6 protein-coding genes and 4 pseudogenes are annotated in these 11,888 nt (G+C 37.4%); 7 read left to right on the forward strand and 3 right to left on the reverse strand.

Annotated features, from left to right (window positions below):
- The first annotated feature begins 727 nt into the window (after positions 1 to 727).
- The 3 genes and pseudogenes from J7I96_RS24365 to J7I96_RS28200 form a co-directional block, all read left to right on the forward strand.
- On the forward strand, positions 728 to 1,792 hold the full coding sequence (locus J7I96_RS24365; protein ID WP_215048129.1) for a sulfite oxidase: 1,065 nt from the start codon (positions 728 to 730) through the stop codon (positions 1,790 to 1,792).
- Between the two features lie 141 nt (positions 1,793 to 1,933).
- A pseudogene (locus tag J7I96_RS24370) lies at positions 1,934 to 2,539 on the forward strand (IS110 family transposase); the annotation flags it as partial.
- Positions 2,540 to 2,696: 157 nt separating this feature from the next.
- A pseudogene (locus J7I96_RS28200) lies at positions 2,697 to 2,857 on the forward strand (IS6 family transposase); the annotation flags it as partial.
- A gap of 355 nt (positions 2,858 to 3,212) precedes the next feature.
- Here J7I96_RS28200 and J7I96_RS24375 read toward each other — a convergent pair.
- On the reverse strand, positions 3,213 to 5,321 hold the full coding sequence (locus J7I96_RS24375; RefSeq protein WP_215048131.1) for a helix-turn-helix domain-containing protein: 2,109 nt from the start codon (positions 5,319 to 5,321) through the stop codon (positions 3,213 to 3,215).
- Between the two features lie 223 nt (positions 5,322 to 5,544).
- On the opposite strand from J7I96_RS24375, the gene J7I96_RS24380 reads away from it, so the two are divergent.
- Complete coding sequence (locus J7I96_RS24380; protein WP_214768421.1) at positions 5,545 to 6,801, forward strand: MFS transporter; 1,257 nt, start codon at positions 5,545 to 5,547, stop codon at positions 6,799 to 6,801.
- A 210-nt stretch (positions 6,802 to 7,011) separates the two neighbouring features.
- Positions 7,012 to 8,202 (forward strand): M20 metallopeptidase family protein, encoded by a 1,191-nt coding sequence (locus J7I96_RS24385; protein WP_214768420.1) that lies wholly within the window; start codon positions 7,012 to 7,014, stop codon positions 8,200 to 8,202.
- Positions 8,203 to 8,457: 255 nt separating this feature from the next.
- Here the strand turns inward: J7I96_RS24385 and J7I96_RS24390 are convergent.
- Positions 8,458 to 8,872: pseudogene (locus J7I96_RS24390) on the reverse strand (DDE-type integrase/transposase/recombinase); the annotation flags it as partial.
- A 163-nt stretch (positions 8,873 to 9,035) separates the two neighbouring features.
- Between J7I96_RS24390 and J7I96_RS24395 the strand changes: the two are divergent.
- A pseudogene (locus J7I96_RS24395) lies at positions 9,036 to 9,433 on the forward strand (heavy metal translocating P-type ATPase); the annotation flags it as partial.
- A gap of 639 nt (positions 9,434 to 10,072) precedes the next feature.
- Positions 10,073 to 10,453: a winged helix-turn-helix transcriptional regulator gene (locus J7I96_RS24400; protein ID WP_214768419.1), complete on the forward strand. Its 381-nt coding sequence runs from the start codon at positions 10,073 to 10,075 to the stop codon at positions 10,451 to 10,453.
- A gap of 34 nt (positions 10,454 to 10,487) precedes the next feature.
- On the opposite strand, the gene J7I96_RS24405 is transcribed toward J7I96_RS24400, so the two are convergent.
- On the reverse strand, positions 10,488 to 11,558 hold the full coding sequence (locus J7I96_RS24405; RefSeq protein WP_214768418.1) for an SDR family oxidoreductase: 1,071 nt from the start codon (positions 11,556 to 11,558) through the stop codon (positions 10,488 to 10,490).
- Positions 11,559 to 11,888: the final 330 nt, after the last annotated feature.

Consider the following 11,888-nt stretch of genomic DNA (forward strand, 5'->3'; position numbering starts at 1 on the left):
CTTTAAGAGCGTTTCTTGGAATATAACGTTAATTGTCAATAAAACATAATTCCGAACAAATGAGAAGAAGAGGGTCACATCCGGAGAACCCATTCAATTCGTAAAGGGTTTTAGATTGGTGGAATGAAAGACATTCATATCGACCTTTTATGTGGAGTCGTCACAAAATAGCAGCAAATAAGGTATGTTTTTTAGAAGCTTGTTATGCCCGCCACTAACAAAAATCAGTTTTATTAAATGGTAAAGACAAGATACAGAAGAATATGACAACCCCTCTTTGTCATAACATTTAGAAAAAGATAAGGGTGTGACAATTCTAAGTATGAAGAAAAACGACCAAATCGTTATTTATATAATAAAAGGTTCAACAATAAAAAGGTTTTTAATCCTGGATCTAATTATTGGATCAGGAATTTTTTATGTGGTCAAATTCATTTCTTCAAGCATAATAATAGCTAGTGCGAGCAGTTTTATTGGAACGGAAGGAATTAAAAAGGCACCGAAAGTGCTAAAAAGTGCTATTGGATTAATATCCTAAGAACTGGAAATTAAATGATTCCTTACCTTATTTGTTGCAAGGAAATACACAGCAAATAGCCATTCAAATATGATCAATAAGATCGGTCGTAAGATTAGTCAAACTGGATTTAAACAAGATTGTGTAGGATGAAATGGGCAGTAATGAACGTATACATCAATAATGATTCATATTAATTGGGAGGGGATCATGACAAAACCTCAAAAAGTGAGACCCTATTTAACTACGCGTAGTTTGCTGCCGGAAAATCAGGAGACACCCATTCAATTCATCAATGATGATAGTGTGGTAAACCAATTATTTTTTAGAAGGAACCACTTTACTTATCCGACAATTTCTTATTCAAACTATTGGCTTCCTATAAATGGAGTAGTATCAGTTCCATTACTGCTGTCCATGCAAGATATTCTTCAATATCCATCCAAAACGGTTGAAGTTGTCCTTGAATGCTCGGGAGACAAGCGTAATCTCTTCGAACCTAAAACATTTGGAGAACAATGGGAAAAGGGGGCCATTAGTCAAGGGGAGTGGAAAGGTGTACCATTACGGACGTTGCTTGAAATATCTGGAATAGGAGAAGGGGCACAAGAAGTTGTCGTGGAGGGATATGATTATGGCCTTAGGACCGATCTGGATGAGGTTTACACCTACACGAGGAGTTTGCCTATCGAGAAAGCACTGCATCAGGATACAATCATTGCATATGAGTATAATACCCAGCCAATTCCTTTTAAACATGGTTATCCATTGAGATTAATCGTTCCGCAGTGGTATGCAATGGCATCTGTTAAGTGGATAAAGCAGATAAGTGTTATTAATACTCCTTTCACTGGGCCTTTTCAAACCATTGATTATATGTATTATCCAAATAAAGACAATGATCAAAATGCATTTCCTGTCACTGCAATAAATATCAATTCGACTATCCAAAAACCGCTGGATATGGAAAAAATTAATACAGGTGTGCATTTAATCAAAGGGATTGCATGGACAGGGAAAGGGGTTATTACCAAGGTGGAAATTAGTATTGATGATGGCTATACATGGAGTAATGCCGATATATTACCTGGTAAGAATGTTGGTTATGGATGGGTTAGTTGGTCTTTCGAATGGAGTATATCAGAAAAAGGTGAGTACACGATTAAATCCAAAGCAACAGATTCATTTGGTCAAATTCAACCTAATTTACCTTTTTGGAATAAGAAAGGTTATGGGTATAATGCCATTGATAAAATAAAGGTTAAGGTAGAATAACTTTAATTTTAATTTAAGGAAATGAAAACGGCTGAAAAAACTTTTGGATTTAGCCAAATAACGTTTTTTTGGTATAGAGATAAAACCCTTCCAAAAGAGTTTTGGAAGGTTTTTTGGCATGGAAAAAAGAACTGAATAAGAACGAATATGTATGTGGAAGCCAAACTTCAGTTTCACACCATTTTAGATCAGGTGTTTCCTGAATACAGGAAGGTTTTCGGGGATCTATATTCAAGGGTTTCTTTATTGATATTAAATGAATATCCAACTTCAGAGGCGGTATTAACAGCCGGGGAAAGTAAGCTAGCAGAGAGTCTTATAGAGTTTTGTCCAAGCCGATCGGGTCAATGGGCATGGAAAAAGCAAAAAAAATAATGGACTCCGCATCTCAAAATCCATTTCAAAAAAAAGTGTATGAAAGTCACGTAATCAATCTTCTTATGTATATGGAGTTACTTTTTGATTACCAGGGACACCTTTCTAATTTGGCAGACCGTACAGTTGCCCTGGCAAATGAACTGGAAGAATATAAGATCATCAATCGATTCCCGGTATCGGAGAAAAAATCGCGGCCACGATTATCTCTGAATTTGGTGAAATCGGTCGATTTAATCATCCGAAAAAACTGGATGCCTTCGCTGGAGTAGATCCAAGTGTTCACTCATAGGGTAAGTTTACGGCAACCATTAATCGTATTCGAGCAGATTACGTCATTCTCTGTATCTTGCCGTACTATGCGTCATAAGAAGTTCGGTTCTGGTGCGAAAATTTCAAGACAATTGCCAATAATCTATAAATCTTGGACATACTGATACTATTACTCTAAAAAAGAGGTGTGATTGGTATGAAAAATGCCCAGCCTATCTCGTAGCGATTCAAGAGTTAAAAGAAGGCATACAAATAAGTTCGTTCGATGTTAGGGTTAAAATCATTTCGTACAGCTACTTACATATTGAGTGGTATAGAAGCGAAGCAATGATTAAAATGAAGCAGGTACATCAAGGGGAAAAGTCTGCGCAAAACCAAAAAAAATTCACCCATAAATTATTTGGATTAGCTTCATAAGTTAGAGCCATTCAAAGGAATTGATACTCTAGGTCTGTAGCGAGTAGTTTTTGCACCAGAACCATAAAAAGTATTGTAGATCTTGTGCGAAAAGATTCAGTTCATTTGAAATGATAGGATTCATTATAAAAACACCATCCTTTCTCGTAAACTTCTTACGATTAGCATAGCGTTTTTTCTTTTTGACGGTATAATTTTAACTTAGCTTGATACAGGAACCCCAAGAGGTATGATTTTAAGGGCATGGGGTAATTCCATCGGTAGGACCCCTTAATGTATATATTGAAAAACACCGACCTTTTGAACGTTGTTTTAAGCTTAGACTTTAAAAGGAAACTTTTAAAAAAATTCATCTCTATGCATTAAAAGTTCTCTTCAAGTGACAGGCTAACTCAATTTTCAACATATCTTCAGTGTTATTGAAACTTAGATTTAAGGCTTCTTCAATTTTTTTTAGACGTTGGTACAGTGTATTAATATGAATATGTAATTTTTCGGCTGCCTGTATTGCAGAACGATTTGAATTTGTATAGACTAACAATGTTTTTTCTAATTCATTTTTCTTTGCTTTATGAGACCATAATGGTGAAAATATTTCGTTCAAAAACCTTTCTATTTCTTCGGGCTTTTGATTTAAGAAAAAGCGATTAAGTCCAATTTCTCCATATCTTATCATACCAGGCCTGTTCTGTTCTGTTAAATACGTTAGAGCTTTACCAGCTTCATCATAGCTTTTCCGGATATTTTCAACACCATAATAAGAATTACCGATTCCGGCACTCAATGTCGGTCCGTCTTTTCTGTTCCATTCTTTAATGATTGAATCAAGCAGTTTAGTAATTGAAGAAATATGATCTGCACTTGATAAAGAAATTAGAAGTGTAACTTTATTATGAAAGCCATAAACGATCTTTTCGGTTCTAGCCATTTGTTGTTTAATAATCGAGACCAATCGATGAATAATAGCTTCTAAAACTTGCAAATCTTGATAGGATCTTATTTTAAATAAGGTGACAAACATGATAGAATTCATATTTAAACCAAGTTCTTTCCCTTTTGTTAAAAGTAGTTCTGGCTCTTTATATTCTAATAACTCGGTAAAATATTCATGTGTCTTTTTGTAATACACATCAGTCAATGTATGCTGTTTTGCCAATTCTAATGCAAGGGTTGAGCCTCCTTGCTCAATGGTAATTCGCTCAAGATGTGAAAGAGGTCTAAGAAGAGTAATGATCAAGCAACCTAAGAAAACGGTTCTATTGATGATGGGGTATATAAAATATCTGTATGCTTGTTGATCATATACATCAATATAAACAGGGTACTGACGTTCAAAGAACAAAATTGATATTTCGTCAATGCTTAACGGAGGAATTTGATCTGGCTTATTGAAATAAAACTCATTTCCTAAAAAATCAGCAAAAACAATCTGGGTATCTAACATTCGATTTAATTCCATAATAATAGCTTGTACTCCCTCATTTTGCAGTGAAAGCTTTGTTAACGTTTCGTGAACTTCATTTCTTTTTAAAAGAAATTGATTTCTCTCCTTTAATTGATTACTCAATTTAGTAACTTCTTCTAAACTCATTCTCACTTTTGTGTATAGGCGCGCATTTTCAATGGCGACCGCTGCTTGATCCGCAAATCCTTGTAGTAAATTCAAGTCACGCTCTGTCAATCTTCTTTTTGTATCGTATTGATGAACAATCATTATTCCAATTCGCTTACTCCCAATTGAAACGGGTACACACATGATTGCTCTCACATCCAAGCTTATCGCGGATGAAGAAATGTAGAATAAATTTTCATTTGACATATTGTTAACAAACATTTCGTTTATAACTTCTTCATTAGAGTTGAGAATTCTGGCTTTTCCATCCATAAAGACTTTTCCAGTAATTCCCTCACCAATTTTTGTTTTAAAATATTGAATCTGCTGGTTAAAACCAACCGATGCACTTGGAACTAACCGTTCAATTTCAGCATCATAAAGTTGTAAATATCCTGCATCTACAGCAGTAATAACTGCAAGAGCATTCCCGACTATTTTTGTCAGCAATTCATCCAGATCAAGAGATGAGCTAATAGATTGCATGCCTTCCATTAGTTTTTCAAGTTCGTTCTCTCTTACTTGGAACATCTCATGTGTGAAAAAATAGTAAAAAAGCAGATATAAATGGTCGAGCTCATTAACATTGAAAAAACACTCTTTATCTAACACACAAACGATCACCTGATAATCTTCCAAATAGGAAAATGACAGATAGGTATCTCCCCCTTCATACAAAAGCTTAGATTGCTCATAATCTATTTCAGTTAATGGCAATTTTTCAATATCCTCTTTACCCTGTTTATAAGCTAAATTGAAATTCTCCTCTAGTGGTTTGCGTATCCAAATCTGATAAGAAGTGTCTATATATTTAGTATTGAAAAAGGCAAGTATCTTTTCATATATATTCAATTTATTCCTTCCCTCCTTTTGTGTAAAAATTTACACATATCATAAATATAAACGTTAGAAACCTACATTGTAATAATATTCTGAATAATATAAAATTTCAATACGTGAGTTGTGCTGCGAATTTTTATTTAGCACTTTGTCGCAAATCAACCGTTTCAAAATAGATTCTTCTTAGATTGTAACCAGAGGCTACTATTATTTAAAAAGCAATGGGAGGTCAAAAATGGAACGGTTAGTGGGAAATGGACAAAACAAAATAATAATTCTTGCACTTTTATTTCTTGGTTGGATGGTCTCTTATCTTGATCGAGTTTCAATTAACATTGCAATGGTGCAAATTGGTGAAGAGTTTCAGTTGGGCCCAGAAGCTTACGGGACTGTCCTTAGCATTTTTTTCGCAGGATATGCACTCATGCAAATTCCTGGCGGATGGTTGGCAGATAAGTTCGGTTCTAGGAAAGTGCTCATTTGGTCGGTCGTCTTATGGTCTTTATTCACCATTTTAACAGGATTTGCGTGGTCGATGCTTTCTTTAATCGTGATCCGGTTTCTTTTTGGACTAGGTGAAGGAGGCTATCCTGCTGCCAGTCAAAAGACAGTTGCTGAAGTGTTTCCGAAGGAGCAAAGGGCAAGGGCATCGTCATCGATTATGTCTTCGAATTATTTTGGCGGGGCGCTGGCACCGATTCTTGCGACACCACTAATTGTTGCACATGGCTGGAGAAACATGTTTTTTATTACCGGTGTACTTGGGATTGTCGTTGCTGTTCTATTTTGGTTGTTTATTCGCCCACGCTCTGAAGTAAAAGAATTAAAAGAAGCAAAAGTGGAAAAAGTGCAAATTTCTAAAAATAAAGTAATACCAGTAAGAGACTTATTAAAAATGCAAGTAGTATGGAAGTTAATCGTCATTTGGTTTGGAATCGGTATTGTTAACTGGGGACTTGCTTCCTGGATGCCAACTTATTTAGTTAAAGTACGAAATATTGATTTGATGTCATCAGGTATGCTATTGGCATTGCCTGCCATTGTTGGGGGATTTGCAACTATTATGGGCGGTTGGATTTTAGATAAGATAACTGGGCGTGAAAAAATTTTTTTAGTTGCAAGTTCCGTCTTAACGGCTGTCTTTCTTTATTTTATGTTTAAGGCTCCAACAGTTTCCCTTGTCATTACTTTTTCAATCTTGATAAGTGTCGTTAAATCATTTGTATTAGCGACAGTTTTTGCTCTCCCTCATAAATTGCTTCCAACAGAAGTAATTGGAACGGCGATCGGAACCATTAATTTTGGAGGTCAGATTGCAGGGTTTGTAGCTCCTCTTGCTATTGGATTTTTAATCGGTGCTTTCAATGGTTCCTATGATGCGGCATTCTGGTTCTTGATTGCATCAACTATTTTTGCAGGACTTGTCGGACTAACGCTTAATACCAATAATCATTCGAAACAATACCCAGATAGAAATGCAACAGTCCAATAACTATTATTAAGGAAAAGGGTTAAAGCAAAGTGAAATATACCCCTAGCAAATTGAAAAAATATGCTGGAATAGCATTTTAAGCAAGGGAAAATGGCTTCGATCCAGCCCATTTCATAAATCAGCTTTTTTTAAAACATAATACTTTTTCATTCAAAATGGTAGTTATAAAACCGTCTTATTAATTTTATGATATAAAGGGGTGCTTTTAACATGCTAGAAAACTTATTTGACAGATTGGAAGAACTGTATCCAGACCTAGTGAACTTTAGAAGAGATTTACATATGTATCCTGAACTATCCTTTAAGGAAGAAAACACACCAAAAAAGATTGCTGCCTTTTTATCAACTTTAGGAATAGAAGTAAAAATAGGTGTAGGTGGTAGAGGTGTAGTCGGGTTTCTAAAAGGAGGCAAACGGGGCAAGACAGTAGCATTAAGGGCAGATTTTGATGCTCTTCCAATTCAAGATGAAAAAGAAGTAGAATATAAATCTCGAATTCCCGGCGTCATGCACGCTTGCGGACATGATATTCATACAGCTGCTTTGCTTGGAGTAGCGAAAGTATTAAGTGAAGTGAAGGACAAAATCGAAGGAAATGTTGTATTTATCCATCAATTTGCTGAAGAGCAGCTTCCAGGAGGAGCGAAATTCATGATTGAAGACGATTGTCTGGAAGGGGTGGATGTCATTTATGGGGCTCATGTAGCAGCCACGTTTCCAACAGGATCCGTAGGTGTACGTGAGGGTTATTCGATGGCTGCTTACGATTCTTTTGAAATTGAGATCTATGGAAAAGGCGCACATGGGGCAATGCCGCATTTAAGTGTGGACCCTCTTGTAACAGGCTGCCAGCTAGTGTTGAACTTACAACAAATTGTAAGTCGCCGTGTGAACCCAATAAAACCAGCTGTATTGACTATCGGTTCATTTAATAGTGGGCAAACATTTAATGTTATTCCCGGAACGGGAAAAATTACTGGAACAGTTCGAACATTTGATGAAGATGTTAGAGACTTAATAGAAAAAACGATTGGAGAAATAACTAAAACAACATGTGAAGGGGCTGGTGCAACCTCAAAATATAATTATCGTAGAGGTTATCCTGCCCTTTGGAACCATCCAGAAGAATCGAAAAGAGTGGAGGAACTCGCGAATAATCTTTTTGGCCAAGAAAAAGTAATCCATATTCCACAGGCAATGGGTGGTGAAGATTTTGCTTATTATTTACAAAAAGTGCCGGGTACTTTTTTCCATGTTGGCGGGGGACATGAGTATCCGCATCATCATCCAATGTTTGATGTAGAAGAAAAATCTATTCTGCAAATTGGGAAGTTGTTTATTTCATCTGCATTTCATTATCTCACTGATGGGAAAGTAAAACCTGATCAAGTACAAGTATAAAGGTAGAAACAATTTATCACTTTTCTTCTAGTAAGTTTCCCTACTTTCAGGATATTTTTACTGGTTTAATGATTTTTAAAAATAGTGTTATTGATTTAACATACAGTATCTTAATAACATAGTTTTTTTAGAAAATGAATACTTAGTAAAGAAAATATCTTTTTGGGATTGCTGATTGGAACCAATGAACTTCCAACAGATGGTTCCGGTGCAAATATGACCTGTTAGAATCTCAATATCCTTTTCATCTATGAATTATGAGGCTGCTCGAAATAATTTATGTATGAATTCAACGCTTTGAACAGACTTCACCCCTTGTTGAAGTTGTCCTTTGCATCATCTCCACTCCACAGATGATTTGTTTAGCTGTCGAAACTTTTTTAATCCTAGCATAGAACGGACTCGCTTCTTTATGTGATCTTGTTCCACTAGATTGTTAAGTTACCGAATTCGTCTGATTTTAACACCTTCAGGCATCATCTTTTCCTCTTTTAACTGGCTCATGGCTAAAGGATACGCTGGATTTTTATTTACCCTAACGACACGTGGTGTTGTAGAATGACAAACAGCCAAGGCTTTTTTGAAAAAAGCGCTTGGCTGCTTTGGTATCTCTTGATTTACTTAAATAAAAGTAAATTGTTTTTCCTTCAGAATCCACAGCGCGATACAGGGTTCTGGTGTAAAATGATTTGGACAGCTAACTCAAAATTAATATTACCTAATATGCGAGCAGTTTTTTTTCGAGTAAGAAATATTCAAAATTTTTATGGAATGTAAGACTATAATGTGGTAATTTAACTTATATTTTTGTTTATATTTTGACAATATTAGAGGTTTGCACCAGAGCCGTATTTATTTTAGCTTTGGCAATTAAGGTGCTGCCTTCCACTTCTTGGATTCGGCACTTGGGGAGACTGGTTTTATAAGGGATTCGAACTATTAGTTGTAGCTTGTCCTTGTGCTTTGGTAATTTCTACGCCTGTTGCGATCGTATCAGCCATTGGGAACGCTTGCGGAGAATGGAGTCTTAATTAAAAGTGGCACGTTCTTAGAAAAAGCAGGTGCCATTACTGCCATTGCATTTTCTATAGCCAAAGCGATTGTTGGATATGCAAAGGAAAAAGGAATTCAGCCTAAAAATGGCAAGTTATTCAAAAATATCGTGGGAAAAGGCGTTCAAGCAACAATTCAAGGAGATATCTTTTACGCTGGAAAACTAAAACTATTCGAAGGAAAATGAAATCAATCATGAAACAGAAAACATTAGTTATATGAAATGTATCCTTTTAAAATAGTTAACTTTAATTTTGAATGTTGTCTTATTCGTAGAATATCTACGAAGTAACAGGTTCCTTGAAGGGCACTGTGACCCATCAGGTTAGCATAACTGGCCTTCCACCCCGTGGATAGGCATGACGAAGGAATGAGAGGGCAATTGACCCGTTGAGACATGGAGGGAAAGCCTCCAGGAGTGGCGTGGAGATGTACATTACATAGAAAAATATGGCGTGGAAGCTGGCTCCTTTATTTAACTATGCCTTCACGAAGCCTAACTGATTTGAACTCATTTCATTTACCGTAAGACTAATTACAAGGGTTATGAAATCCTGCGAATAAGTGAGCATTCGAGAAATATTCGTATCAAACTGAGGGAGTTAAAAAGTGCTGTTTGACCTTTGTTCAAAATTGGGCCATATTCTTGAATAAGAGAAGAGATCAATCGTAAGAATATTCAATTAACGGGGCAGGATAGCGCAATATTTTGCTGGCAGTTATAATGTTCAAAAACGGATATTTAATGGCTCCAATTCATATGATGTATACCAGTGATCTGTGTCGGAATATTCTTAAAAGGGAGGTAAGGTGTGTAATGAAGGATCCTAATAAGATTTACAACACTGCGGTAGAGGCAACTTTGGAGGTGATTGGAGGAAAGTGGAAACCCGCAATTCTCTTTCATCTAACATTTGGAAAGAAACGCAACAATGAATTGAAAAGCTTAATACCCGCAATTACTCAAAAAATGTTAACGCAGCAACTTCGGGAGCTTGAAGAGGAAGACGTCATCTTGCGCATTTCTTACAATCAGGTTCCACCAAAAGTCGAATATGAGTTAACAGACTACGGCTGGAGTCTAAAGGAGATGCTGCATCTGATGTGTAGGTGGGGGGATTCGCATTTAGAGAGAAAGTACGGGGGAAGGGCTACCGTTCTAGCCAATCCACAGCTTGAAGACGTACATAACAAATAAGAAGCCGACCTGATATACTAGGCCGGCTTTTTGTTTATGGGATAACTTTACGTTTGCGGAAGTCGTCGAAGATATTTATAAACATCGCTTCGGTATCGACGTATTCGTGAAAACCTAAGCGACGGGCCTTAGTTCCGTCGGCGAAGAAATCGTAATCCCAAGAGAACACGAAATCACCGAATCGCCAGGAGGATACGTCTTGATAGGAATGCCGAGCAAGCCCATGGTTCTTGACCATTTTGTTCCAAAGTTGCTCTTTGTCCGCCATGACAACGTCCAGTGACATCTGCAGCGGAGGAGCCGTCTCCAAGCCGAAGTAGTGAGCGATTTTCGGCCATAATTCATTCCAACGGAAAAGATCGCCGTTCGTGATGTTAAATGCCTGATTAGCACAACGCTCTTCAGTCGCCGCCCATACTGTTGCCTTCGCGAGAAGCCCCGCATCTGTCATCTCCAAGAGGCTGTCATAGGCACCTGGTTTGCCCGGAAACCGTAGCGGAAGTCCAAGCTCCTTCGAAATTGAGGCGTAGATCGCAATAACCATGGCGAGGTTCATCGGATTTCCAAGCGAGAAACCGCAGACTACAGAAGGACGGAGCGCCGACCAAGTCCAAGCCTTTCCTTTTTGCCTTTGTTCTAAGAATTCTTGCTGATCAATATTGAACTCGGGTGGCATATGGTTAGCGTCTGTCTCACGAGCAGGGGTCTTGAATGGGCCGAGATGTGCGCCGTATACCTTGTATCCCTGCATCAAACTGACATGTTTTAAACCCGGCGCGATTGGTTCTATCGCCTCTACGGTATTCACTAGCATGGAGAGGTTGGGAGGAACAAGTTCGGCCCAAGTTGGACGGTCCTGATATGCGGCATAGAAGATGTGTGTTACCTCAGTTAAACTGTTTAGCTTCTCGCGGGTGTCGTCTATATTGAGTAGATTCGCAGCCACATACCGGACACGGCCGACAGACTCTCCGCCTCGACGCGATACGCCGATTACGTCCCAGTCAGGGAGAGTAATGAGGTGATCAATAAGGTTGCGTCCGATAACACCATTTGCGCCTACGACCAAGGCGACTTTGCGTGTTGATAGAGATTCATTATTCATAGTGTTTCAGCTCCTTCTGTAATATGCTTTGTTCACTGTTATTTTGCATCAAGAAATCACGCTTGAGAAGTACGCACTTTGGAGTACTATAAGCACTTTTTTGTAATCCAGCAGTGCTCTTAAGAAAAATATTTTGTATTAAAACGTCAAAAACTAAATTTTTAAATAATCCTATCACTTCTCTTATTCGTTCTTACGCTAACGGGTGCTTTAGCTGAAGATCGGAGCTGTCATTAAGACAGCTTTTTTGTATGAAAACACAATAGTAAAAAAGCCATACAAAAATAAACCCTCCATATTCTCATTTTTTTGATGGGGGTACATGTACTA

Origin of the sequence: Bacillus sp. ISL-78, assembly GCF_018613455.1 — a bacterium.
In the GTDB taxonomy this organism is placed as follows: Bacteria; Bacillota; Bacilli; order Bacillales; family DSM-1321; genus Peribacillus; species Peribacillus frigoritolerans.